Annotated in this window: 22 protein-coding genes; 14 read left to right on the plus strand and 8 right to left on the minus strand. The window is 66.4% G+C overall.

Translation table 11 applies throughout. From position 1 onward, the window contains the following. Positions 1-33 precede the first annotated feature (33 nt). From CYD53_RS17965 to CYD53_RS17985, 5 genes are all read left to right on the plus strand, one after another. Complete coding sequence (locus CYD53_RS17965) at positions 34-1,017, plus strand: TRAP transporter substrate-binding protein (protein ID WP_103719442.1); 984 nt, start codon at positions 34-36, stop codon at positions 1,015-1,017. 160 nt (positions 1,018-1,177) lie between these two features. Continuing rightward, positions 1,178-1,708, plus strand: a complete 531-nt coding sequence (locus CYD53_RS17970; protein ID WP_103719443.1) for a TRAP transporter small permease — start codon at positions 1,178-1,180, stop codon at positions 1,706-1,708. Between the two features lie 3 nt (positions 1,709-1,711). Further along, a complete protein-coding gene (locus CYD53_RS17975) occupies positions 1,712-2,992 on the plus strand; it encodes a TRAP transporter large permease (RefSeq protein ID WP_103719444.1) in 1,281 nt (426 codons plus the stop codon). Further along, on the plus strand, positions 2,989-4,461 hold the full coding sequence (locus CYD53_RS17980) for a mannitol dehydrogenase family protein (protein ID WP_210202368.1): 1,473 nt from the start codon (positions 2,989-2,991) through the stop codon (positions 4,459-4,461). Before CYD53_RS17975 ends, CYD53_RS17980 begins: the two co-directional genes overlap by 4 nt. Positions 4,462-4,593: 132 nt before the next feature. Beyond that, entirely contained in the window at positions 4,594-5,427 is an 834-nt protein-coding gene (locus CYD53_RS17985; protein WP_103719491.1) for a transporter substrate-binding domain-containing protein, read from the plus strand. An 80-nt stretch (positions 5,428-5,507) separates the two neighbouring features. Here the strand turns inward: CYD53_RS17985 and CYD53_RS17990 are convergent, their stop codons facing one another. Further along, positions 5,508-6,683 (minus strand): amidohydrolase, encoded by a 1,176-nt coding sequence (locus tag CYD53_RS17990; protein ID WP_103719446.1) that lies wholly within the window; start codon positions 6,681-6,683, stop codon positions 5,508-5,510. A 167-nt stretch (positions 6,684-6,850) separates the two neighbouring features. Between CYD53_RS17990 and CYD53_RS17995 the strand changes: the two genes are divergently transcribed. Continuing rightward, on the plus strand, positions 6,851-8,560 hold the full coding sequence (locus CYD53_RS17995; protein ID WP_103719447.1) for a lysine--tRNA ligase: 1,710 nt from the start codon (positions 6,851-6,853) through the stop codon (positions 8,558-8,560). Between the two features lie 115 nt (positions 8,561-8,675). Continuing rightward, positions 8,676-9,359, plus strand: coding sequence for a nitroreductase (locus tag CYD53_RS18000; protein ID WP_103719448.1), 684 nt, complete (start codon positions 8,676-8,678; stop codon positions 9,357-9,359). 116 nt (positions 9,360-9,475) lie between these two features. Here CYD53_RS18000 and CYD53_RS18005 read toward each other — a convergent pair whose 3' ends face one another. The 7 genes from CYD53_RS18005 to CYD53_RS18035 all read right to left on the minus strand — a co-directional run bounded on the left by CYD53_RS18005 (position 9,476) and on the right by CYD53_RS18035 (position 18,998). Beyond that, positions 9,476-10,471, minus strand: coding sequence for a DUF808 domain-containing protein (locus CYD53_RS18005; protein ID WP_103719449.1), 996 nt, complete (start codon positions 10,469-10,471; stop codon positions 9,476-9,478). Between the two features lie 83 nt (positions 10,472-10,554). Beyond that, a complete protein-coding gene (locus tag CYD53_RS18010) occupies positions 10,555-11,343 on the minus strand; it encodes a 2-keto-4-pentenoate hydratase (protein ID WP_103719450.1) in 789 nt (262 codons plus the stop codon). Continuing rightward, positions 11,340-12,503 carry an acyl-CoA dehydrogenase family protein gene (locus CYD53_RS18015; protein ID WP_103719451.1) on the minus strand — a complete coding sequence of 388 codons (1,164 nt, stop codon included), beginning with the start codon at positions 12,501-12,503 and terminating at the stop codon, positions 11,340-11,342. Before CYD53_RS18015 ends, CYD53_RS18010 begins: the two co-directional genes overlap by 4 nt. Before the next feature lie 152 nt (positions 12,504-12,655). Then, positions 12,656-13,855, minus strand: a complete 1,200-nt coding sequence (pimC, locus tag CYD53_RS18020; protein WP_103719452.1) for a pimeloyl-CoA dehydrogenase large subunit — start codon at positions 13,853-13,855, stop codon at positions 12,656-12,658. 165 nt (positions 13,856-14,020) lie between these two features. After that, the gene (locus CYD53_RS18025) at positions 14,021-15,208 is read right to left on the minus strand and encodes an acetyl-CoA C-acyltransferase (RefSeq protein ID WP_103719453.1); all 1,188 of its coding nucleotides are present in this window, start codon (positions 15,206-15,208) and stop codon (positions 14,021-14,023) included. Positions 15,209-15,222: 14 nt separating this feature from the next. Further along, a complete protein-coding gene (locus CYD53_RS18030; RefSeq protein ID WP_103719454.1) occupies positions 15,223-16,920 on the minus strand; it encodes an AMP-binding protein in 1,698 nt (565 codons plus the stop codon). Further along, on the minus strand, positions 16,917-18,998 hold the full coding sequence (locus tag CYD53_RS18035; protein WP_103719455.1) for a 3-hydroxyacyl-CoA dehydrogenase NAD-binding domain-containing protein: 2,082 nt from the start codon (positions 18,996-18,998) through the stop codon (positions 16,917-16,919). The genes CYD53_RS18030 and CYD53_RS18035 overlap by 4 nt, the downstream gene beginning before the upstream one ends. A 264-nt stretch (positions 18,999-19,262) precedes the next feature. On the opposite strand from CYD53_RS18035, the gene CYD53_RS18040 reads away from it, so the two are divergent. The 7 genes from CYD53_RS18040 to CYD53_RS18070 all read left to right on the plus strand — a co-directional run bounded on the left by CYD53_RS18040 (position 19,263) and on the right by CYD53_RS18070 (position 25,598). Further along, positions 19,263-20,429 (plus strand): ABC transporter substrate-binding protein, encoded by a 1,167-nt coding sequence (locus CYD53_RS18040; protein ID WP_103719456.1) that lies wholly within the window; start codon positions 19,263-19,265, stop codon positions 20,427-20,429. 181 nt (positions 20,430-20,610) lie between these two features. After that, the gene (locus CYD53_RS18045) at positions 20,611-21,483 is read left to right on the plus strand and encodes a branched-chain amino acid ABC transporter permease (protein ID WP_103719457.1); all 873 of its coding nucleotides are present in this window, start codon (positions 20,611-20,613) and stop codon (positions 21,481-21,483) included. 11 nt (positions 21,484-21,494) lie between these two features. Further along, positions 21,495-22,448 (plus strand): branched-chain amino acid ABC transporter permease, encoded by a 954-nt coding sequence (locus CYD53_RS18050; RefSeq protein WP_103719458.1) that lies wholly within the window; start codon positions 21,495-21,497, stop codon positions 22,446-22,448. Next, positions 22,435-23,148, plus strand: coding sequence for an ABC transporter ATP-binding protein (locus tag CYD53_RS18055; RefSeq protein WP_103719459.1), 714 nt, complete (start codon positions 22,435-22,437; stop codon positions 23,146-23,148). The genes CYD53_RS18050 and CYD53_RS18055 overlap by 14 nt, the downstream gene beginning before the upstream one ends. Continuing rightward, positions 23,141-23,857 (plus strand): ABC transporter ATP-binding protein, encoded by a 717-nt coding sequence (locus tag CYD53_RS18060; RefSeq protein WP_103719460.1) that lies wholly within the window; start codon positions 23,141-23,143, stop codon positions 23,855-23,857. The genes CYD53_RS18055 and CYD53_RS18060 overlap by 8 nt, the downstream gene beginning before the upstream one ends. 11 nt (positions 23,858-23,868) lie before the next feature. Further along, positions 23,869-24,825, plus strand: a complete 957-nt coding sequence (locus tag CYD53_RS18065; protein ID WP_103719461.1) for an NAD(P)H-dependent flavin oxidoreductase — start codon at positions 23,869-23,871, stop codon at positions 24,823-24,825. Between the two features lie 14 nt (positions 24,826-24,839). After that, entirely contained in the window at positions 24,840-25,598 is a 759-nt protein-coding gene (locus CYD53_RS18070) for an enoyl-CoA hydratase-related protein (RefSeq protein WP_103719462.1), read from the plus strand. The last annotated feature ends 1 nt before the right edge of the window (position 25,599 follow it).

Below are 25,599 nucleotides of genomic sequence, written 5' to 3' on the forward strand. Positions count from 1 at the left end.
ACCGGCGTACGACAATGGGAGAGGAAATCGACAATGTTGACCAAACGCACCTTCGCGGCCTTGGCCGGCGCGGCCATGTTCGCCGCCGTCACCGGCGCTGCAAGCGCCCAGAACGTCACCCTGCGCTCGACCGACATCCACCCCGACGGTTACCCGACGATCGAAGCGGTCAAGTATATGGGCCAGTTGCTCGATCAGCGCAGCAACGGCCGCATCAAGATCAACGTCTTCCATTCCGCCCAGCTCGGTCAGGAGAAGGACACGATCGACCAGACCCGCTTCGGCGTGATCGACATGAACCGCATCAACATGGCGCCGTTCAACAATCTGATCCCGGCGACCAATGTGCCATCCCTGCCCTTCATCTTCCGCTCCGTCGACCACATGCGGAAGGTCATGGACGGACCGATCGGCGACAATCTGCTCTCCGAATTCGACAAGCACGACCTGATCGGGCTCGCTTTCTACGACTCCGGCTCGCGCTCCTTCTACAACTCCAAGCGCGCCATCAAGACGCCCGCCGACATGAAGGGCATGAAGATCCGCGTCCAGCAGTCGGACATGTTCGTCGCCCTGGTCTCGGCGCTCGGCGCCAACGCCACTCCGATGCCCTTCGGCGAAGTCTATTCGGCGCTCCAGACCGGCGTCATCGACGGAGCCGAGAACAACTGGCCGTCTTATGAATCGACGCGGCATTTCGAGGTCTCGAAATTCTACTCCATCACCGAACACTCGCTCTCGCCCGAGGTTCTGGTGATGTCGAAGCGCAGCTTCGCCAAGTTCTCGCCCGAGGACCAGAAGCTGATCCGCGTCGCCGCCAAGGACTCCGTCCTCAAGATGCGCGAGCTCTGGGATGCGCGCGAGAAGGAATCGGAAGCCAAGGTGAAAGCTGGCGGCGCCCAGGTGAACACGCTGGAGAAGCAGCCCTTCATCGACGCGATGAAGCCGGTCTACGACAAATTCGTCACCGACGCGAAGCTGAAGGACATGGTCGCGGCGATCCAGGCGGTGAAGTGAGGCCCTGCGTCCGATCTCCGGATCGGACGCAAAACCCATCATTGCGGGGAGCCGAAGCGACGAAGCGGTCCAGGAGCCGTCGCGTGAATCCTCCCGGATTGCTTCGATTCGCCCGCCATGACGATCCAGCCTGCCCGCGAAACAGACGCCCGGAGCCCCGATGCACGCCTTCACACAAATCCTGACGCGCCTGGGAGCCAAGCTCTGCATCGCCGCGCTCCTGCTCGCGGGCGCCGGGCTCGTCCTGATGACCGTCATGGTCGCCTGGGGTGTCTTCGGCCGCTACGTGTTGAACGACACGCCGATCTGGGTCGAGGCCGGCTCGCTCTTCCTCATGGCCTGGTTCATCCTGCTCGGCTCGGCCGTCGGCGTGCGCGAGAGCGACCATCTCGGTTTTGAGGTCGGCCTTGCCATGTCGCCGCCATTGCTGCGCAAGGCGCTGATCATCCTGACCGAGGTCACCGTGCTGCTCTTCGGGCTGGCCATGCTCGGCTATGGCTGGCAGCTCGCCGCCGGCACCTGGAGCGACCGCATGCCGATCATCGGCATCTCGCGCGGCTGGGACTATGTCCCGATCGCGGCCGGCGGGGCGCTGATCGCGATCTTTTCCTTTGAGAAACTGATGCTGTTCCTGACCGGCGAGCGTCGCGCTTCGATCGGCTTTTCCCATTTCGCCGCCGCGCAGGAGTGACCCGTGGAACTCTGGATCCTGTTCGGCGTCTTCAGCCTCTTCCTGCTCGTCGGCACTCCGGTTGCCTTCAGTCTCGGCATCGCCTCGCTCGCCACGGTGGTCTATATGGGCCTGCCGCCGGTGGTGGTTTTCCAGCAGATGAGCTCGGGAATGGGCGCCTTCGCCATGATGGCGATCCCGTTCTTCATCTTCGCGGGCGACCTGATGATCCGCGGCGGCATCGCCGAGAAGCTCGTCCAGATGGCCTCCAGCATGGTCGGCCATCTGCGCGGCGGCCTCGGCCAGGTCAACGTCGTCACCTGCACGCTTTTCGGGGGCATATCGGGCTCGGCAGTGGCTGACGCCTCCGCCATCGGCGGGCTGATGATCCCGCAAATGGTCAAGCGCGGCTATGACGCCGACTATGCGGTGAACGTCACGGCCAACGCCGCCATCATCGCGCTTCTGATCCCGCCCTCGCACAACATGATCATCTATGCGCTCTCGGCCGGCGGCAATCTGTCCATCGCCGACCTCTTCACTGCCGGCGTTATCCCAGGTCTGATGCTGTGCCTGACGCTGATGGTGACGGCCTGGGCGGTGGCGGTCCGGCGTGGTTATCCCGCCGAGGCCTTTCCGGGCTTCAGGGCGGTCGGCCGCTATGTCGTGCTGGCGCTGCCCGGCATCCTGCTGATCGGCATCATCTTCGGCGGCGTGCGCTCGGGCGTCTTCACCGCGACAGAGTCCTCTTGCGTGGCCGTGGTCTACGCCCTCCTCGTCACCGTCCTGGTCTACCGGCAGCTCAGCTGGAACGGCTTCGTCGAGGCGACGCTGGGCGCCGTGCGCACCACCGCAATGGTGCTGCTCGTGATCGGCACGGCCGGCTCCTTCGGCTGGCTGATGGCCTTTCTGCAGGTGCCGCAGGCGACGATCGGCGCGATGAAGGCGATCTCCGATAATCCCATCGTTGTCCTGCTGATGATCAACCTCATCCTGCTGGTGCTCGGCACCTTCATGGACATGGCGCCGATGATCATCATCTGCACGCCGATCTTCCTGCCCGTGGTCAAGGCCTTCGGTGTCGACCCCGTCCATTTCGGCGTGATCCTGATCCTCAATGCCGGCATCGGCCTGAACACCCCGCCTGTCGGCTCGGTGCAGTTCGTCGCCTGCGCCATCGGGCGCATCTCGATCGGGCAGTCGATGAAGACGATCTGGCCCTTCTACGGCGCAAGCATTGCCGTGCTGATGCTGGTGACCTATGTCCCGGCCGTGTCCCTCTGGCTGCCGGGTGTATTCCGTTGACGAGACTGACGACCACAAGCCTCGCCGGCCTGTCCGCGAGCATTCGCCGCCCGGCCTATGATCGCTCGCAGCTCAAGCCCGGCATCGTCCATCTGGGTCTCGGCGCCTTCGCCCGCGCCCATCTTGCCGACTATACCGAAGACGCGATCGAGCGGGTTTTCGGCGACTGGGGCATCATCGGAGCCAGCCTGCAGCGGCCCGACCAGCGCGACCGGCTGAAACCGCAGGACGGGCTCTACAGCTTCCTGAAGCGCGCCGCTGCCGGTCCGGAGCTGCGCGTCATCGGTTCCGTCCTCGACGTGCTCGTCGCGCCCGAGAATCCTGCTACCCTTATTGCCCGCATGGCCTCCGCCGAAACGCGCATCGTCTCGCTGACAATCACCGAGAAGGGCTATTGCCACGATCCCGCGACCGGCCGGCTCCGGGAGGATCATCCCGACATCCTGCACGATCTCGACCATCCCGATGCGCCGCGCTCGGCCATCGGCCTGATCACCGCCGCGCTTGCGATCCGCAAGAAGGAAGGCCTTGCTCCCTTCACCGCGATGAGCTGCGACAACCTCCCCCATAACGGCAAGGTGCTGCGCGGCCTCATCCGTGACTTCGCTGCCTTGCGCGATGACGCGCTCGCCCGATGGATCGAGGCCAACGGTGCCTTCCCCTCGACCATGGTCGACCGCATCGTGCCTGCGACCACCGAAGCCGACATCGCCGAGGTCGAGAGCCTGCTCGGATTGCACGACGCCGCCCCCGTTATCGGCGAGCCCTTCCGGCAATGGGCGATTGAAGACGTCTTCACTATCGGCCGCCCGGACTGGGGCGAGGTCGGCGCGCAGCCAGTCTCTGAGGTCGCGCCCTTCGAATTCATGAAGCTGCGCATGCTCAACGGCGCGCATTCGAGCCTGGCCTATCTCGGCTATCTCGCCGGGCATGAGACGGTAGCGCAAGCCAGCGGCGATGCTGTCCTCGCCCGCTTCCTGCAGGGCCTCTGGAGCGAGGTCATCCCGACCGTGCCGGCGCCGCAAGGCGTCGTGCTCGCCGATTACGCCTCGGCCCTGCTCGCGCGCTTCCAGAATCCGGCGATCCGCCACCGCACCTGGCAGATCGCCATGGACGGCTCGCAGAAGCTGCCGCAGCGCCTGCTCGGCACGATCCGCGACCGGCTGAAGGCCGGCGCGCCGATCGACCATCTCGCGCTAGGCGTCGCGGCCTGGATGCGCTACGTCACCGGCACCGACGAAAAGGGCGGCGCGATCGACGTGCGCGACCCGCTCTCCACCGAGTTCGCCAAGCGCGCCGCTTCGGCCGGCCGCGACGCAAAGGCTCTGAGCGGGGCGCTGCTCGGGATCGAGAGCATCTTCGGCACGGAACTGCCACGCGAAGCCGCCTTCACCCAAGCGGTCGAGGCTCAGCTTGCGAAACTGTTCGAGCATGGCGCCAGGGCGACGGCGGCCGCGCTGGCGCGCTGACAGGTTCACACGGAACCACAGCGTCCCGGGACGAAGCTGCGCTTCGCCCAGGATGACGGCGTGCATCGGTGCGAGCATCCGCTGCTCCGAAAGAGACTTGCTCGCGCCGCCAAGCTCGCGCCAGATGTGCCGATGATGCGCCTGTTCGCCATCCTCGCTCTTGCCATTTCGAACCTGGTCGCAGGCCAGGCTGTAGCGCAATCGCGCGTCGTCGTGCCCAACTTCTGGGATCAGCGCATCAGGCTCGATCGGCCCGAGCCCGGTCCGCCCCGCATCGTCCGCTTCCTCACCGACGACGACTACCCGCCACTGCATTTTTCCGCGGCCGACGGCACGCTGACCGGCTTCTCGGTCGAACTCGCGCGCGCCGCCTGCGAAAAGCTCGGCTGGACCTGCACCGTGCAGGCGCGCCGCTTCGACACCCTGCTCGATTCACTGGCTGAGGGACGTGGCGACGTGCTGGCGGCGGCACTCAACCTCACCCCGCAGCTGCGCAGCCGCTTCGCCGCCAGCCATCTCTATTTCCGCAGCACCGCCCGCCTCGTCACCACGCGCGGCAACGCCCGGGCCGATCTCGATCCGCGCACGCTTCAGGGCAAGCGCGTCGCGGTCGTCGGCGGCACCGCACATCAGGCCTTCCTCGAGCGGCTCCTGCCCTTCGTGCAGCGCCGCGAGACCGGCACGCTTGCCGGCGCGATCGCTGCGCTGCGCAGCGGCGAGGCCGAATTCGTCTTCGCCGACGGCATCGCGCTCTCGCTCCTGCTGGCCGGGACCGGCGGCGCCGAACTCGCTTTCACCGGCAGCCCATTTCTGGAAAGCCGCTATTTCGGCGAGGGCGTAGGCTTCCTCACGCGCAAGGACGACCTCGCTCTGAAGCGCGGCCTCGACTACGCGCTGCAATCGCTCTGGGACGACGGCACCTATGCGAGGCTCTATCTCCGGTTCTTCCCGGTGAGCCCGTTTTGACAGGCTCTACCCGGCCAACTCGCGCTCGGCGCGCACCTTGTCCAGTTTCCCTGGCGGCCCGCTGCCGATCCACAACCTGGTCAGGTTCGACTGACCGGCGCGTTGGAGAGTTCGCCCTCCAGCGACTGCTTCGCGACCGCCGCCAGCCATCCGGCCGTCGCCGGCAGGATGGCATCGTTGAAGTCGTAGCGATCATTGTGCAGTTCGCCGCCATCCCTGGCCGGGCCGTTGCCGACCCAGACATAGGCGCCGGGCCGGTGCTGCAGGAAATAGGTGAAGTCCTCGCCCGTCGTGCTGGCCGGCATGTCGCGCCGGACGGTCAGGCCGGCAGCCTTGCCGGCGGTGGCGGCGATCTCCTCCTCCAGCGGCGTGTTGATGGTCGCGAGCCCGCCAGTGATGAAGGTAGCCTCCGCCGTCATCTCATAGGTTGCGGCAATGTTCGCGGAGATATCGCGCAGGCGCTGCACGACCCGGTCGCGCACCGCCGGCTTGAAGGTGCGGTAGGTGCCCTCGATCCAGACGCTGGTCGGGATCTGGTTCGACGCCAGGCCGCCATGCACCTGCCCGATCGAGACCACGGCCGAATCCATCGGATCGACATTGCGCGCCACGATGGTCTGCAGTGCCACGATGAGATGGCCCATGGCGGTGATGGGATCGCGCGTCAGATCAGGCTTGGCGGCGTGGCCGGCGACCCCGTGCAGCGTGATCTTGAAGCGCCCGGGCTCGGCCATCACCGGGCCGCGATGCACCGCGACCGCGCCCGCCTCCAGCCCTGGCCAGTTGTGCAGGCCGAAGACGCGCTCCATCGGGAAGCGCTCGAAGACGCCGTCGGCGATCATTGCGCGCGCCCCCTGGCCGTTCTCCTCCGAGGGCTGGAACAGGAACTGCACCGTGCCGCTCCAGCTTTCGTCCTTCGCCAGCAGGGCGGCCGCGCCGAGCAACGAGACGGTGTGGCCGTCATGGCCGCAGGCATGCATGACATTCGCGGTGCCCGATTTGTAAGGCAGGTCGTTCGCCTCGTTGATCGGCAGCGCATCCATATCGGCGCGCAGGCCGACCGAGCGGTCGGAGGTTCCACGCGTCAGCGTCGCCACCACGCCATTGCCGCCGACACCGGCGGTGAATGGCACGCCGAGCTCGGTGAGCTTCGCCTGCACGAAGGCGCTGGTTGCGCTTTCCTGGAGCGAAAGCTCGGGATGCGCATGCAGATGGCGCCGCCATGCGGTCAGCTTGTCGAGGAGATCACGATCCAAGGCGGTGTCCTTTCAGGCGAAGCAGGTGTTAGCCTATACCCGCTCGGGGCATCGACAAGCCGCCGCAGCGGATGCCCCGTCCCAGCGACATGCATTGACGCCCCCCTTGGCGATCTGCCAAAGCCCGAGGCTCATTTTTCCAATTCCTGGAGAGGACCGCCCTGATCATGCCCGCCTTCGACCCCGCTCTTGTTGACGCCGCCCAGCGTTCGGCCGCCTGGCCGTTCGAGGAAGCACGCAAGCTCGTCGCGCGGATCGAGAAATCGGGCAAGAAAGAGGTGCTGTTCGAAACTGGCTACGGCCCGTCGGGCCTGCCGCATATCGGCACTTTCGGCGAGGTCGCGCGCACCTCGATGGTGCGCCATGCCTTCCGCGTGCTGACGGGCGATTCCGTTCCCACGCGCCTGATCGCCTTCTCCGACGACATGGACGGGCTGCGCAAGGTGCCCGACAATATGCCCAACAAGGAGCTGCTCGCCGCCAATCTCGGCAAGCCGCTCACCGAGGTGCCCGACCCCTTCGGCACGCATGACTCGTTCGGGCGCCACAACAATGCCCGCCTGCGCGCCTTTCTCGACCAGTTCGGCTTCGATTACGAGTTCAAGTCCTCGACCGATGCCTACAGGGCCGGCGAGTTCGACGCGACGCTGCTGAAGATCCTCGCCCGCTACGATGCGGTGATGAAGATCATGCTGGCGACATTGCGCGAGGAGCGCGCCGCGACTTATTCGCCCTTCCTGCCGATCCACCCCAGGACCCGCGTCGTCATGCAGGTGCCGATCGACGAGGTCGATGTCGCTGCCGGTACCATCGCCTGGGCCGATCCGGCCACGGGCGAGCGCTTCGTGACGCCCGTCACCGGCGGCCATGTCAAGCTGCAATGGAAGCCGGATTGGGCGATGCGCTGGACCGCGCTCGGCATCGATTACGAGATGGCCGGCAAGGATCTGATCGACTCGGTCAAGGTCTCCTCGGCGATCACGCGCGCGCTCGATGCAACCCCGCCCGAGGGCTTCAACTACGAGCTCTTCCTCGACGAGCAGGGCCAGAAGATCTCGAAGTCGAAGGGCAACGGCCTGACCATCGACGAGTGGCTGACCTATGCCAGCCCCGAGAGCCTGTCGCTGTTCATGTATTCGCGTCCGCGCGAGGCCAAGAAGCTGCATTTCGACGTCATTCCGCGCGCGGTCGACGAATATCTGCAGTTCCTCGGCGGCTATGAGCGCCAGGACTGGAAAAATCGCCTCGGCAACCCGGTCTGGCACATCCACAATGGCGAGCCTCCCCAGCCGGAAATCATCGCCACCGGCGAAGGCGAGAACGCGACCAGGACGCAGATTACCTTCGGCCTGCTGATGAACCTCGTCGCGGTCGCGAATTCCGAGGACAAGGGCGTGCTCTGGGGCTTCCTGCAGCGCTATTCGCCTGCGATCTCGCCTGCCACCCATCCGCGCCTCGACGCGCTGGTCGGCTACGCGATCGCCTATTTCCGCGATTTCGTGAAGCCGGCGAAGAGCTACCGCGCCGCCGACGAGACCGAACGCGCGGCCTTCCTCGCGCTCGACGCTGCGCTCGCAGCCCTGCCGCCGGACGCCACCGCCGAAATGGTCCAGGACACGGCGCTCGACGTCGCCCGCGCGGTTCCGCGCTACCAGAACCTCACCGCCAAGGGCGCGACGCCCGAGCGGCCCGGCGTCAGCGGCGACTGGTGGAAGGCGATCTACCAGGTGCTGTTCGGTGAGGATCAGGGCCCGCGCTTCGGCTCATTCGTGGCGATCTACGGCATTCCCGAGACGCGCGCGCTGATCGCCAAGGCGCTTGCCGGCGAATTGGTGAGCGAACATGCGGCCTTCGTCGAGGCGCGCAAGGCGGGGTGACATTCGACATTGCGAGCGTGAGCCGAAGCATTCCAGGAAGGTTCGCCCAGCCTTGGATTGCTTCGTCGCTGTCGCTTCTCGCAATGACGAAAGCAGTGCAGCGGGAGGACCTTGAATGAGCGACGCCGCCGAAGCCGTCGAACGCGCCATTGCCTCCCGCCGCGCCGTCCGCGCCTTCCTGCCCGATCCTGTCGAGCCCAAACTCGTCCGGCGCATCCTGGCGGTCGCGGCGCAGGCGCCGAGCGGCACCAACATGCAGCCCTGGAAGGTTCGGGTGATCGGCCCCGACAGCCGCGCCCGGCTGGAGGCCGCCCTGCTCGCAGCGCTGGATTCGCCGGATCTGCCGGCGGCGGAGGAGTATCGCTATTATCCCGAGAGCTTCCGCGAGCCCTATCTCTCGCGGCGCCGCAAGGTCGGCTGGGATCTCTACGGCCTGCTCGGCGTCAAGAAGGGCGATGTCGCGGGCATGCGGCGCCAGACCGCGGCAAACTTACGTTTCTTCGACGCGCCGGTCGCGCTGATGGTGACGATCGACCGCGATCTCGAAATCGGCTCCTGGCTCGATCTCGGCATGTTCGTCCAGAACATCCTGATCGCGGCACAGGGGCATGGGCTGAACTCCTGCCCGCAGGCGATCTTCGCTCGCTTCCACCCGGTGGTGCGGCGCGAACTTGCCATCCCCGAGAACGAGGTGGTGGTCTGCGGCATCGCCATCGGCAAGGTCGATCCCGACGCTCCCGCCAATGCCCTCGTGCCGGAGCGTGAACCGGTCGAGGCTTTCACGACCTGGCTCGCTTAGAGCATTGCGCGAAAAAGTGGGTACCGGTTTTCGCGTGAGCAATGCTCTCAAACTTTAAGAGTCGATCCCGTTGCATTCGGACGGTTCCCTCCGAATGCAACGGGATCTGAGCAGGCTCAGGCGCCGGGCCGGCCATCGAGCGAAGCCTTCGGCGTGCTCTTCCTGATGCTCTTCAGGAGCGGCGCGACACCAAAATGCGTCGCAAGGACCGCGACCGCGCCGATCAGCAATCCAAACACCGCCGAAAGCCCCGCCGTCACCAGCCATTCGACCGCAGCCGCGAACATGGTCACGACACGGCCACCGGCCGTCGCGAGATCGTGGATGACGTGTTCGAGGCCAGTCAGCCCATAGCCGGCAAAGCCGTGAACGATGATGCCTCCGCCGACCCAGAGCATGGCGATCGTGCCGACCGCGCCGAGGAGGTTGAGGAAATACGGCATGCCGACGACGAGGCCGCGCCCCAGCAGGCGCACGGGCGCAAGGCGCCGCTTCGCCAGCGCCACGCCGACATCGTCCGCCTTCACGATCAGCGCGACGATGCCATAGACGAAGGCGGTCATGCCGAGGCCGACTACGGCCATCACCACCGCCTGCGTCCCAAACGACGCTTCCGAGACGCTGGCGAGCGTGATCGCCATGATCTCGGCGGAGAGGATGAGATCGGTCTTGATCGCGCCGCTGATCTTCTGGTTCTCAAGCGCCTTGGGGTCGAGCGGTTCGCCATCCGCCGCCGCTTCGCCATGCCCGGCATGCGGCAGGACGCGCTCGATCAGCTTTTCCGCGCCCTCATAGCAGAGATAGACGCCGCCGATCATCAGCAGCGGCGGAATTGCCCAGGGCGCGACGAGCGTCAGCACCAGCGCCGCGGGCAGCAGGATCAGGAGCTTGTTCTTGAGCGAACCGAGTGCGATCCGCCAGATGATCGGCAATTCGCGATCGGCCGCGAAACCGACCGCATAGCGCGGCGTCACGGCCGCATCGTCGATGACGATGCCGGCCGCCTTGGCCGAGGCCTTGGCAGCCTGGGAGGCGGCATCGTCGAGCGAAGCCGCCGCGACATTCGCCAATCCAGTGATATCGTCGAGCAGGGCAAACAGACCTGAACTCACGGAGGCCTCCCATGCCGCTTCTGCCGCAATGCAGCGAAACAAGCACGAATGGCCCTGATATGACAGCGCCGGGGTAAGATCGGTTAGGAGAAAGCCACCGCAACCCGCCCAAGCACGCCGAAATCGGCGTCGAGCCTGTCTCCGGGTGAAATCGCGATCGGCACGAGGCAGGTTCCCGTCGTCACCACCTCGCCTGCTTTCAGCACCACGCGAAGGGCGGAGAGTTCGTTGACCAGCCAGGTCAGCGCGATGCGTGGATCGCCCAGCACATTGGCGCCAAGTCCTTCCTGATCCTGCCGGCCCGGCATGCGCGCGACCGGCCGGAATGCCGCGAGATCAAGCCCACGCCACGCCGCTCCCGTGCTTTCCCCAAGCACGAATTCATGGGCGCAGCCATTATCGGCAACGAGCTGGACGCCGCCAGCCGCGGCGAAATCTACGAAGCGCGAATCCGGCAGCTCGATCGCGGGGTGAAGGCTCTCGACCGCCGCCAAAACCTCGTCCTGCGAATAGACCGTCTCGCGCGGCGCCAGATCGCGACCCATCCGGAAAGCGAATTCGAGTTCAGCCACGCGCATGGCGTTGCCGCTGAGCGAGGTGGTCGCGCCATCCGCCAGCACACGCTCGGCAAGAATCCGTCCAGCGAGCGGTCCGCCAACACCGATATGCGCCTGTCCTGCCTTGCTGGTGGCGGCGATCTTCCAGCCGAACAGCGGCGACGCGCTGCTCTGTTCCAGCAGCGCCTGCATGCCATAGGCTTCGCGCAGATCCGCCGGGCGCAGAACCTCCGGCATCTCCGCGCATTTCGTTCCCCCGCGCCAATGCGCGAGCAGGAAAGCCGTCGCCGCCGGCAGCTTGTCGTCCGGACTCATGCCGCCAACCCGCCCGCCGCCAGCCCTCCCGCTACGTCAACTCGGCGCAGATGATGCGCGGTATCGCCGAACAGGCTCTCGATCATGGTCAGGCGCTTGAAGTAATGCGCGCCGAGATACTCCATCGTCATGCCGATGCCGCCATGGAGCTGCACCGCCTCCTGGCCGACGATGCGGCAGGAGCGGTTGATCTGCACCTTGACGGCCGAGAGCGCCGCGCCGCGCTCGGCGGCGTCGTCGTGCTCCACCATCATCGCCGCATAGGCCGCCATCGAGCGCGCCTGCTCCAGTGCGATCAGCATATCGACGGCACGGTGTTGCAGCACCTGGAAATTGCCGATCGGCGCGCCGAATTGCTGGCGCGTCTTGAGATACTCCACCGTCAGCCCATGCAGGGCTTCCATGATGCCGACAGCCTCGGCCGCGAGCGCGGCGATGGCGAATTCGCAGACGCGCTCCAGGATCGGCAGGCCCCGGTCCAGCGGACCGATCAATTCGGCGGCCCCGACCTGAACGCCCGACAGCGCGATCTCGGCCGCGCGCCCGCCATCCTGCGTCGCATAGCCATGGATCTTCACGCCGGGCGCGTCGGCCGCGACCAGGAACAGGCTGATGCCCTCGCGGTCACGCCGGTTGCCTGATGTCCGGGCACTGACGACGAGATGCTGGGCGCTGTCGCCATTGATGACGACGCTCTTGGCGCCTTCCAGAACGAAGCCGTCGCCCGCTTTGCGCGTCGTGGTCGCGACGTCGTTGAGGTCGTAGCGCGACTGCTTCTCGGTGAAGGCCAGCGCCAGCCTCGAGCTGCCCTCGACGATGCCGGGAATGATGCGCTGCTTGAGCTCATCCGAGCCGCCCAACCTGACCGCGCCGCCGCCGAGCACGACGGTCGCGAGATAAGGCTCCAGCGCCAGCCCCCTGCCCAGCGCCTCCATCACCACCAGCGTCTCGACCGGCCCGCCGCCGAAGCCGCCCTCCTCCTCCGTGAAGGGGATGCCGAGCAGTCCCATCTCGGCGAATTGCGCCCAGCTCTTCTCGCTGAAGCCGAGCGGCCCAGTGCCTTGCGCCTTGCGCTGTTCGAGCGAGCCATAGGTCGCAGCCACGAGCCGCTCGACACCGTCCTTGAGCTGCGTCTGTTCGGAAGAGAGATCGAAATCCATGGCGCACCCGCGTGAGATAGCTTGAGAATTCGCCAGCGTGAGTCGGCTGGCGTGGTTTTCGAGAACCGGAACGGAGCGGACATGTGTCCGTGAGCACCGGAAGCGCAGAAGGCCGCGTCAGACGGCCTCGCTGGTAGAATTATCGAGCTGTCTCACAGTCCGAGCACCGCTTTCGCGATGATATTCTTCTGGATCTCGTTCGAGCCGCCATAGATCGAGACCTTGCGGTTGTTGAAATAGCTCGCCGCCGCCGCATCCGCCCAGTCATAGTCGAACGGCCAGTCATTGGTCAGGTCGCCCGAGCGCACCGGAGCAGCCAGCGCGAAGGGCCCGGCCACCTCGAGCAAAAGCTCCGTCGTCGCCTGCTGGAGCTGCGAGCCCTTGATCTTCAGGATCGAGGAGGCGGGGTCGGGCTTGTTGGGATCGCGCTTGCCTTGCGCCGCGACGACCCGCATCTGCGTGATCTCCAGCGCCTTCAATTCGATCTCGACCTCGGCCACCCGCTCGCGGAAATCGCGGTCGTCCCAAAGCGTGCCTTCGCCCGCCGGCATCTCCTTCGCCAGGCGCTTGATCCGCGCCAGCCGTTCCTTGGACAGACCGATGCGGGCGATGCCGGTGCGCTCGTTCGCCAGCAGGAACTTGGCGTAATCCCAGCCCTTGTTCTCCTCGCCGACCAGGTTCTCGACCGGCACCTTCACATTGTCGAAGAAGACCTCGTTGACCTCGTGGCGCCCCTCGAGCGTGATGATGGGCCTGACCGTGATGCCCGGCGTCTTCATGTCGATCAGGATGAAGGAGATGCCCGCCTGCTTCTTGGCAGCAGGGTCGGTGCGCACCAGGCAGAAGATCCAGTCGGCATATTGGCCAAGCGTCGTCCAGGTCTTCTGGCCGTTGACGATGTAGTGGTCGCCCTCGCGCACCGCCTTGGTCTTGAGCGAGGCGAGGTCGGAACCCGCGCCGGGTTCGGAGAAGCCCTGGCACCACCACTCATCGAGATTGGCGATCTTGGCGAGATGCTTTTCCTTCTGCGCCTGATTGCCGAAAGCGGCGATCACCGGGCCGACCATGTAGCAGTTGAACTGCAGCGGCAGCGGCACGGCAGCCAGCAGCATCTCCTCGGTGAAGATATAGCGCTGGATCGGCGTCCAGTCCTGCCCGCCCCATTCCCTGGGCCAATGCGGCACGGCCCAGCCCTTGGCGTTCAGCACGCGCTGCGAGGTGATGTAATCCTCGCGCGTCATGCCGCGGCCTTCGGAAACCTTCTTGCGGATCTCGGCCGGAACTTCGGTACGGAAGAACTGCCGCACCTCGTCGCGGAACGCGATCTCCTCAGGCGTGAAGCGAAGGTCCATCTCAGTTTCCTCTTGTCGCTGCGCTCAGAAACACCCCGTCATCCAGGACAAGCGGCGAAGCCGCGCAGCTCCGGAATCCATCATAGGACTCGACGGAGCCCCATGATGGATCCCGGGACGAGCTTCGCTCGCCCAGGATGACGGCGTGGTTCGAGCGCAAACTCATCAGCCCTGATTGATTTCGAACAGGCCGGCACAGCCCATGCCGCCCGCGACGCACATGGTGACGACGGCATAGCGCGCCTTGCGGCGGCGGCCCTCCAGCAGCGCATGGCCGACGAGGCGCGCCCCGCTCATGCCGAAGGGATGGCCGATCGCGATCGCGCCGCCATTGACGTTGACCTTCTCGGGATCGATGCCGAGCACATCGCGGCAATAGAGCGACTGCGAGGCGAAGGCCTCGTTCAGCTCCCAGAGATCGATGTCGGAGACGGTCAGGCCGTTGCGCTCCAGCAGGCGCGGCACGGCGAAGACCGGACCGATGCCCATCTCGTCGGGCTCGCAGCCGGCCGAGGCAAAGCCGCGGAAGGTGCCGAGCGGCGCAAGACCGCGCCGCGCCGCCTCCTTGGCCGACATCACCACGCTGGCCGAGGCCCCGTCCGAGAGCTGGCTGGCATTGCCGGCGGTGACGAACTGGTCCTCGCCACGCACGGGCTTGAGCTTGAGCAGGCCTTCCAGCGTCGTATCGGGCCGGTTGCCCTCGTCCTTGGACAGCGTCACCTCTTCCTGGCGCACCTCGCCGCTCGCCTTGTCGGTCACCGCCATGACCGCGCTCATCGGCACGATCTCGTCGTCGAAAAGCTGGCGCTGCTGGGCCGAGGCCGTGCGGCGCTGGCTCTCCAGCGAGAATTCATCCTGGCGCTCCCGCGAGATGCCGTAGCGCTGCGCGACATTATCGGCGGTCTCGATCATCGAGGTGTAGATCGTCGGCTTGTTGGCCATCAGCCAGTCGTTCTGGGTCAGGTCGCGCCTGACCACCGGCTGCACGAGGCTGATCGACTCGACGCCGCCGCCGACCGCGACCGGCACGCCGTCCAGGATCACGCGCCGCGCCGCATGGGCGATCGCCTCCAGACCCGAGGCGCAGAAGCGGCTGACCGTGACGCCGGCCGACTGCACCGGGATGCCGGCGACGAGCGCCGCATGGCGTGCGACATTGCCGCCGGTCGCGGCTTCCGGATAGCCGCAGCCCAGCACCACCTCCTCGATCGCCTCGGGCTCGACCTTGGCGCGGGCGAGTGCGTGACGGATCGCATGGGCGGCCATATCGGCGCCGCGGAGCTGGTTGAAGGCGCCGCGATAGGCCTTGCCGATCGGGGTGCGGGCAGTGGAGACGATGACGGCTTCGGTCATGGGCTGAGCTTGTCCTATGCGACGGAATCGGTGGCGGCCGAGGCCGCCTGTTTCTGTTTTTCCTCGGCCACCAGCACTTTGGCCAGCAGCTTGCCGGCGGCGCTGCGCGGCAGGCTCTCGCGGAATTCGAGCGCGCGCGGCATTTCGTGCCGCCCGAGCCGGTCCTTCAGGAAGGCGGAGAGCTCTTCCAGCGAAAACGGCGCATGGCCGGCCTTCAGCTTGACGAAGGCCTTGGCGGCCTGGCCGCGATAGGCGTCATCGACGCCGATCACGACGACCTCCTGCACCGCCGGGTGCTCGTAGATCGCGCTCTCGATCGCGACGGGATAGACGTTGTAGCCGCTTGAAATGATCATGTTCTTGCGGCGGTCGACGATCTCGAACAGCCCGTCCTCGTCCATCCGGCCGAGATCGCCGGTCAGGAACCAGCCCTCGTGGAAGGCCTCCTGCGTCGCGGCCTCGTCATCGAGATAGCCCTTGAAGACATTGGGGCCCTTGATCGCGATCTCGCCGATCTCTCCAGGCGGAAAGTCGTCGCGCTCGGGCTCGAGCGAGACGATCTTCATGGTGATGCCCGGCAAGGGCACGCCGATCAGCCCCGGGCGCGGTTTGGCGTCGCGGGGTACGCGCGAGCCGGCCGGCGCAGTCTCGGTCATGCCCCAGCCATTATTGAGCCGGACGCCGAGAATGCCTTCGAGCTTCGTCTGCACGTCGAAGGGCAGCGGCGCGCCGCCGGAGACGCAGGAGCGCAGCGAGGAGAAGTCGACAGCTTCGACCCCTTCGCGGTTCAACAGCGCGAACCACATCGTCGGCACGCCGGAGAACAGCGTGGCGCGCTTCACCGAAATATCGGCGATCAGCGTCTCCACATCGAAGCGCTGGCGCAGCAGGATCTCGTTGCCGTCGCGGATATGGCGCAGCAGCAGCGTCGTCAGCGCGTAGATGTGGAACAGCGGCAACACGCAGATCGTCTTCTGCGCGCCGGGCTCCAGCGGCTCGCCATCGGTCCAGAGCCGATAGATGTTCACCGCGGAGACGAGATTGCCATGGCTCAGCATCGCCGCCTTGGGCAGGCCGGTGGTGCCGCCGGTGAACTGCAGCAGCATGACGTCATCGGGCGAGACGACAGGCCATGACGCCGGTGGAGCCGCGTCCATGAGATCGTCGAGCCGGGCGACGCTCGCCTGGTTCGGGATCGCCAGCGGCGCGGCCTCGCCCGGCCCCCAGCGGCCATCCTCGCCGACGAGCAGGCGCGGCACGGCGCCTGCCTCCAGCAGCTTCAGCGCGTTCGGCAGGAAACCCGGCAGATTGGTCGTGATCAACCGGCCCGGCTTCGTCACCTTGAGCTTGTGCTCCAGTTCGCGCGGCGCATCGAGCGCCGAGAGATGCACCACGCTCGCCCCACAGCGCGCGATGGCGAAGAAGGCGACCGGGTGCCACAGCGTGTTGGGCAAGAGCAGCGCGACGCGGTCGCCGGGCTTGACGCCGTCAGCGATCAGTCCGGCCGCCAGCTGCGCGACCATCGCGTCCAATTCGGCAAAGCGCGCCCGGCGCTCGCGGAACTCGATCGCGGGCGCATCCGGGCGCGCCGCCACGGCGGCAGCCAGCAGATCCGGCACGATGCCGGTCTCGACGCTCGCCTCCCAGTCGCAGGCTTTGGGAAAGCGTTGCTGCCAGACCGGCCGCGGGCCGGAATTCCCGGCCGCGCTCATGCGGCCTGCGCCTTCAGCTCCGAGAAACCCTTGCCCTCGGTGGCGAGCCTGCGCAGCAGCGGCGACGGTTCGAGCGTCGCGTCGCCGCTCTCGGCCGCCTGAGCTTCGAGCCGCTTGACGATCACGTCGAGCCCGACCGTATCAGCCCAATGCATCGGCCCCCCGCGCCAGGCCGGCCAGTTGTAGCCGTTGAGCCAGATGATATCGATGTCGCCGGGTCGCGCCGCTATGCCCTCTTCGAGGATGCGCGCGCCTTCATTGACCATCGGGTCCATCAAGCGCGCCACGATCTCGTCGGCCGTGAAGGAACGCCGCGTCACGCCCCTCTCGGCCGAGACGCGCGCGATCAGAGCCTCGACCTCGGGGTCGCGCTGGCCCGCGCGCGCACCTGCCGGGTAGAGATAATAGCCCTTGCCGGTCTTCTGGCCGAAGCGCCCGGCTTCGCAGAGCGCGTCGGCGACCGCAGCCTTCTTCCCCAGTGATTTGCGCGTGCGCCAGCCGATATCGTTGCCGGCGAGATCCGACATCGCGAAGGGCCCCATCTTGAAGCCGAAAGCGGTCACGGCGGCATCGACCTCATGGGGCAAGGCTCCGGCGATCAGCAAACGCTCGGCCGCCCGCGTGCGCTGCGCCAGCATGCGGTTGCCCACGAAACCAAAGCAGTTGCCGACCACGACCGGCACCTTGCCGAGCGTACGCCCGAGCGCAACCGCAGTCGCCACGACATCATCGGCGACACCGGCGGGCCGCACCACCTCCAGGAGCTTCATGACATTGGCCGGGCTGAAGAAATGCATCCCGATCACATCCTGCGGCCGCTTGGTCGCGGCCGCGATCGTCGGGATGTCGAGATAGGAGGTGTTGCTGGCGAGGATCGCACCGGGCTTGGCGATGCCGTCGAGCGCGCCGAAAATCTGCTTCTTGACGCCCATCTCCTCGAAGGCCGCCTCGATCACGATATCGGCGTCATGAGCGGCCGCGAGCCCGACCGCCCCGGTGATCAGCGCCATGCGCTCGTCGCGCTTCTCCGCCGTCAGCGAGCCGCGCGTCACCGACATCTCGTAGATCGCCGCGACCCGGTTCATGCCATTGTCGATCTGCCCCTGCTCGGTCTCGATCAAGGTCACGGGAATGCCGGCATTGGCGAAGCACATGGCGATGCCGCCGCCCATCGTGCCAGCGCCGATCACGGCCGCTTTCGCGATCGGGCGCGGCTTCACGCTCGCCTCGATCCCTGGCACCTTGGCCGCCTCGCGCTCGGCGAAGAAGGCATAGCGCAACGCCTTGGAGCGCTCATCGGCGACGAGCGTGCGAAACAGGGCCCGCTCGGCCGCCATGCCCTCGGCAAAGGGCAGCGTGAACACGCCGCGCACGGCCTCGATCAGCGCCATCGCATTGGGCATGTCGCCGGATTTCTTGGTCGCGTCGGCTGCCAGCGCCTCGAAAGCCTCGCGATCGGCCGGGGTCAACGCCTCCATGCGGTCGGCGGTCCGGGGCGGTGCGCCCTTGCTCGCGAGATCCAGCGCCAGGGCCGCCGCCGCCTCGACGACATCGCCGAGCGCGACCATATCGACGAGCCCGTACTCCGCCGCCTTGTCGGCCGAGACCGGCTCGCCGCTCAGCATCATCGGAAACGCCTTCGCCGCACCGATCAGGCGCGGCAGGCGCTGCGTGCCGCCGGCGCCCGGGATGATGCCGAGCTTGATCTCGGGCAGGCCAAGCCTGGCCGCAGGCGAGGCCACGCGGGCATGGCAGGCCAAAGCCACCTCCAGGCCACCGCCCAATGCCACGCCCTGGATCGCCGCGACCACCGGCTTGGCGCTGGTCTCGATCGCCTCGAGCACATCGGGCAGGATCGGCGCCGCCGGCGGCTTGCCGAACTCGCTGATATCGGCGCCTGCGATGAAGGCCTTGCCGGCGGCCGCGATCACGATCGCGTCCACCGCGGGGTCGGAGCCGGCCTTCGCGACGGCCTCGGCGAGCCCGGCGCGAACGCCTGCGCTCAGCGCGTTGACCGGCGGATTGGCGATCGTCGCGACCGCGACCCTGCCGCGAAGGGCAAGCTGGACCAACTCCATGAGCGTTTTCCTCTAGACGAAATTTATGTTCTGCATTGCAGAACGACAGTCTGCATTTATGGTCCCTAGGAAGTGGCTAGCCGCCGCTTTGTCAAGATGCCGGCTCGAGGCTGAACGAAGTCGAGCCGGTGTCGCGCCCACATCATGCTGCAATGCGGAATTGATGCCCGCCGCTTGACCGCTCCCAAAACCCCGTGCCATGCCATTGGCAACGCCACATCATGCCGCGAAACGGCCCGGTGAAGAAGCACTTCGGAGGAATTCATGATCCGCAGGAATTGTCTTGCAACGGCCTGCCTCGCCGCGACCCTCGCCTTTGCCGCCAGCGCCCGTGCCGAGGACATCACCATCGGCGCGCATATGCCGCTGACCGGTTCGCTCGCCCGCTCGGGCCAGGCCTTCAACGAGGGCATGCAGGTCGCGCTCAGGGTCTTCAACGAGAGCCAGAGCAAGCACAGAATCAAGGTCACGGTCATCGATGACGAGAGCCAGCCGGCCAAGGCCGTCACCGCTGTCGAGAAGCTCTCTTCCGACGGCGCGGCTGCGATCATCGGCGGCTACGGCTCCAACATCGTCGGCCCCGCCTCCGACACCTCCAACCGCCTCGGCAAGGTCTACATCACCGGCGGCGCGGTCTCCGACGAGCTGGTCCAGCGCGGCAACAAGAACTTCTTCCGGATCAACAACAATGCCGGCTACCAGCGCGGCGTCGAGGGTCTGATCGAGGAGGTGAAGCCCAACGGCGTCTCGATCATCGCCTCCACCAAGGAAGCGCCGATGCTGCTGGCGAAAGGGCTCGAGGAGAGCCTCGCCAAGAAGGGCTACAAGGTCACGCTGCATCCGTTCGACCCGGCCATCACCGACTTCAAGCCGATCATCAACAAGGTGAAGCTTCAGGACAAGTCCGAGATCATCTTCATGTCGGCCTATGAGAACGACTATGTCGGCATCATCCGTGCCGCCAAGGTCCTCAAGCCCCCGGTGAAGGCCATCGTCGGCGCCTGGTCGCTGGCGACGCCGAAGATGTATTCCGATTTCCCCGACCTGATGCAGAACGTCATCGGCACCACCTTCCTGCCCTTCCCCGTCGAGGTGAAGGACGAGGAGGGCCGGAAATTCGCCGCCGTCTACAAGGAGATGTTCGGCAAGGAGATCGAATACGCCTCGACGCTCGCCTTCGTCGAGACGATGGTGCTCAGCGAGGCGCTTGCCCGCTCCGCCGATGCCGGCACGCTGAAGAGCGGGGGCCTGCTCGCCGAGATGAAGACGACCAACCGGCCCTCGCCGCTCGGCCGCATCACCTTCAACGAAGTCGGCGACAACCCGAATTTCGCGCTCAGCATGGGCCAGCACCGCGACGGCAAGATCCCGCTGGTCTCGCCGGCCGAATTCGCCACCGGCAAGCTCGCCTACCCCGCAGTGCCCTGGTGATGTGACGAGAGTTTCGCCATCCCTCAGCCCTCATCCTGAGGAGCCGCGAAGCGGCGTCTCGAAGGATGCTCCAGCGAGAACTGGAACCATCCTTCGAGACGCGCTCCTGCGGAGCGCACCTCAGGATGAGGGCTGAGGAGAACAGCCGACGACTGAAAGACGACAGGCCCCCAATCGCTTCATGCTCGAACTCCTCCAGCAATCCCTCTTCTCCGGCCTGCTTGTCGGCTCGGTCTATGCGCTGGTGGCGCTCGGCATCGCGCTGACCTTCGGCGCGATGAAGATCATCAACCTCGCCCATGGCGAACTCGTGCTGCTCGCGGCCTATATGGCCTATGTCATCGAGAGCCGGACGGGCTGGAACCCTTACGCCGCGATCCCGCTCGCCTTCGCTCTCACCGGCATCGTCAGCGTCGTGATCTATCTGCTGATCGAGCGCATCCGCGAGCACCGCGAATTGAATTCGCTGATCCTGACCTTCGCCATCGGCATCATCCTGACCAACGCGATCCTCCTGGTCTTCGCCAGCGATGTGCGCTCGACCGGATCGCCCTTCCTGCAGGACGCCGTCTCCTTCGGCCCGGTCTACGCGATGAAGGGCGAGATCACCGCCTTCATCATCAGCCTTGCCGTGATGGCGGGCCTGTGGTGGTGGCTGAAGAACAGCTGGTATGGCCGCGCCGTACGCGCCGTCTCCTCCAACCGCGACGCCGCCAAGCTGATGGGCATCGATCCGCGCCGCGTCGAGCTCGCGGCCTTCATCGTCGCAGGCATCCTCGCCAGCGTGGCGGGCGTGGCGCTCTATACGATGAGCGTCGTGCAGCCGGCGCTCGGGCCCGGGCTCACCATCAAGGCCTTCATCGTCGCCGTGCTGGCAGGCGTCGGCTCGATTCCCGGCGTGTTCTGCGCGGCGCTGCTGCTGGGCGTCACCGAGGCGATGACGGTGACATTGGCAAGCTCGGCATTGCAGGAGCTCGTCGGCATGGTGCTCTTCCTGCTCGTGCTCTTCTTCATGCCCAACGGCCTGTTCGGCGCACGTGCCAGGCGCGGTTGAGGAGCCCGAAGATGCGCAGCCTTCCCGCTCTCCTGATCCTCGCCGTCGCGATCGCCGTGCCCATCGCCTTCGGCGGCAATTCCTACGTCATGGGGCTGATGGTCTCCGCCCTGATTGTCGCCGGCGTCGCACTCGCCTGGGCGCTGCTCGGCAATCTCGGCGGCATGGTCTCCTTCGGCCACGCCGCCTTCTTCGGCGTCGGCGCCTATACCTCGGCGATCCTCTCGGCGAAGTTCGGCCTGCCCGTACCGCTCGCACTGCTGGCGGGCGCCTGTGGAGCCGCACTCTGCTCGATCGTGATGCTGCCGGCGCTCCGGCTGTCGGGCCCCTATTTCGCGCTCGCCATCCTGGCCTACGCCCATATCTTCAAGATCCTGGCGACGGAGGCGACCTCGATCACCGGCGGCTCGGCCGGCTTCCAGCGCTTCCCGCCCCTGCCGACAGTCCTGGGGCTCGACCTGTCGAGCCGCGTCGGCAGCTACGGCCTGCTCGTGGTCCTGGTGGCGCTTTGCGCTGCGATCTATCTTGCGGTGAAGCGCAGCCATGTCGGCACGGCCTTGCGCGCCATGGCCGAGAGCGAGGATGCGACCCGCGTCGTCGGCGTCAACGCAACCTTGCTGAAAGCCTGGATGCTGCTGCTCTCGGCCTTCATCACCGGACTGTTCGGCGCGATGAACGCTCACATCATCAACTTCCTCGAGCCGGATTACGCCTTCTCGGCAAGCTGGAGCATCCTGCCGATCATCGCCGCGATCTTCGGCGGCTACCGCACCATCCTGGGGCCGGTCGCAGGCGCGGTGCTGATCTATCTGTTCGACCAGATCATCGCCAAGGAACTGCTGCCGGTGGGCCACGAGATCCTGCTCGGCGTCCTGCTTGCCGGCATGATCCTGATTGCGCCCAACGGGCTCTTCGGAATGTTCCAGCGCAAGGCAACCAAGGGAGCCGCCCATGCTGCGGCTTGAGGACGTCACTGTCCGCTTCGGCGGGTTGACCGCATTGAAGGATGTCTCCTTCGCCATGGGCGCCGGCGAGATCCTCGGCCTCGTCGGCCCCAATGGCGCCGGCAAGACCACGCTGTTCAACACCATCTCCGGGCTGGTCCGGCCGAAGACCGGACGCATCCTGTTCGCAGAGCGCGAGATCGGCCGGCTGCCACTACATGCCCGCGCCCGGCTCGGGCTCGGACGTACCTTCCAGATCCCGCAGCCGATGCATCACCTCACCGTGCGCGAGAACCTCACGGTCGCGCAGGTCTTTGGCGCCGGAAAAGCCGACACCGCCCGCGTCGACGAGATCCTCGAGGTGATGGAGCTGGGCCAGCATGCCGAGCGCAACGCCGCGACCGAGCTCGCGCTGCAGGAATTGAAGCGCCTCGAAATCGCCAAGGCGCTCGCCACCAACCCGAAGCTCCTGCTGCTCGACGAGGTTCTGGCGGGGCTGGAAAGCAACGCCAAGCGCCGCTTCGTCGACAAGCTGCGCGAGCTGCATGAGCGCTACAAGCTCGCCATCGTCATCGTCGAGCACGACATCGAAACGATCTCGACATTGTGCTCGCGCGCCGTTGTGCTGAATTTCGGCCAGATGATCGCCGACGGCACGCCGGCCGAGGTCTTCCGCAACCCCGCCGTGGTCGAGAGCTATACGGGAGCCGCCGATGCTTGAGGTCAGGCAATTGCGCGCCGGCTACGGCGCCATCAACGTGCTCTGGGACGTCTCGCTCGGCTTTCCCCAGGGCGAGCTCACCGCGATCGTCGGTCCCAACGGCGCCGGCAAGACGACGCTGTTTCGCGCCCTGATGGGGCTGATCCCGCATCAGGGCGAGATCAGGCTCGACGGGCGCGCGCTCAAGGCCCGGACCTGGGATCTGCTGGAGGCCGGCCTCGTCATGGTTCCCGAGGGCCGCATGGTCTTCAAGGATATGAGCGTCGAGGAGAACCTGTCGCTGGGCGCCTATCCGCGCCGCTGTCGCAATGCCTGCGCCCGCAATCTCGAACGCGTCTACGATCTCTTCCCGCGTCTGAGGGAGCGCCACCGCCAGCTCGCCGGCTCGCTCTCGGGCGGCGAGGCGCAGATGGTGGCGATGGGGCGCGGCATGATGAGCGAGCCGCGAATCCTGCTGATCGACGAGCCGTCGCTCGGCCTCGCTCCCGTCATCGTCAAAGAGGTCTTCTCGATCATCCGCCGGCTCAAGAGCGAAGGCGTCACCATCGCGCTGATCGAGCAGAACACGCATATCGCACTCTCGGTCGCCGACCATGTCCATCTCATGCGCTCGGGTAAGCTGCTCATGAGCCAGAAGGCGGACAAGGTCGATCTGGAGCGCCTGCACGATCTTTACCTCGCCCGCGAAACCGGCGCGGCGAGCTTCTGACGGAGACCAGAATGGCCCTGCCCGCCTCACTCGCCGACACGCTCAGCCTCCCGGTCATCGGCTCACCGATGTTCATCGTCTCGGGGCCGGAGCTCGTCATCGCACAATGCCTGAACGGCGTCGTCGGCTCCTTTCCGGCGCTGAACGCCCGCCCGGCCGAGCAGCTCGACCTCTGGATCACCCGGGTCAAGACAGAGCTCGCCGCCGCCAAGGCGGCCGACCCGGCGCGAAAGATCGCGCCCTTCGCGGTCAACCAGATCGTCCATGCCTCGAACGACCGGCTGATGCATGACATGGAAGTCTGCGTCCGCCACGAAGTGCCGATCATCATCACTTCGCTGCGTGCGCCCAATGAGGTCGTCGAGGCCGCCCATTCCTATGGCGGACTCGTCTTCCACGACGTCACCACCATCCGCCATGCCCAGAAGGCGCTCGAAGCCGGTGTCGACGGCTTGATCCTGGTCTGCGCCGGCGCGGGCGGCCACGCCGGGACGCTCAGCCCCTTCGCGCTGGTCGGCGAGGTCAGGCGCTTCTTCGACGGACCGATCATCCTTTCGGGCGCGATCGCGACCGGCTCGGCGATCCTCGCCACCCAGGCGATGGGCGCCGATCTTGCCTATATCGGCACCCGCTTCATCGCCACCGAGGAAGGCAATGCGGCACAGGGCTATAAGGAGATGATCGTCGAGGCCGCCGCCGCCGACATCGTCTATACGCCCTTCTTCACCGGCGTGCCCGGAAACTATCTCAAGCCCTCGATCGCGGCCCAGGGGCTCGACCCCGACGATCTGCCGCATGCCGACAAGAGCAAGATGAGCTTCGGCTCGGGAACCGCCAAGGCCTGGCGCGACATCTGGGGCTCGGGCCAGGGGGTCGGACTGATAGACGACGCCCCCTCCGCCGCCACCGTGATCGAACGCCTCAAGACCGAATATGAGCAGGCGAAAGCCGCTCTCTGCAGCCGCTGACCGAGGATGAGACCATGACCGAAACCATCCTGAGCCAAACCGTCCTGAGTCAAACTGTCTTGCCCGGCATCGTTCAGATCACGATGAACCGGCCCGAGCGCAAGAACGCGCTCGACCGCGCCAGCTATCAGGGGCTGATCGATGCGATCGGGGCGGCGGAAGCCGATCCGCAGATCCGCGCGATCGTGCTGACCGGGGCCGGCGGCTGCTTCACCAGCGGCAACGACATCAAGGATTTCGCCGCGGTCAGCGACAGCGGCCCGCGCGTCGCCATGGATTTCCTCAACGCGATCTCGACCGCGAAGAAACCGATCGTCGCCGCGGTCGAGGGTTTTGCCGTCGGCATCGGCACCACCATGCTGCTGCATTGCGACCTCGCCTACGCGGCCAAGGGCGCGAGCTTCCGCCTGCCCTTCGTCGCGCTGGGCCTGAGCCCCGAAGGCGCATCGAGCTATCTCCTGCCCTTGGTCGCCGGCAGCAAGCGCGCCGCCGAACTTTTGATGCTGGGCGAGGCTTTCGGACCTGAAACCGCCGCTGAGGCCGGTCTGGTCAACGCCGTGACCGCGGAGGGGGGCGCACTCGCCATGGCGCTGGAGAAGGCCAGGGCGCTCGCCGCCCTGCCGCCGGAATCGGTTGCGCTGACGAAATCGCTGCTGAAGCGCGGCAACGCGGCCCATGTCGCCGAGACGATCGCCACCGAAGGCCGGCTCTTCGGCGAGCGGCTGCTGTCGGCCGAAGCCAAGGCCGCCTTCGCCGCCTTCCTGAAGCGCTGAA

It is taken from the genome of Allobosea psychrotolerans (assembly GCF_002917105.1).
GTDB lineage: Bacteria > Pseudomonadota > Alphaproteobacteria > Rhizobiales > Beijerinckiaceae > Allobosea > Allobosea psychrotolerans.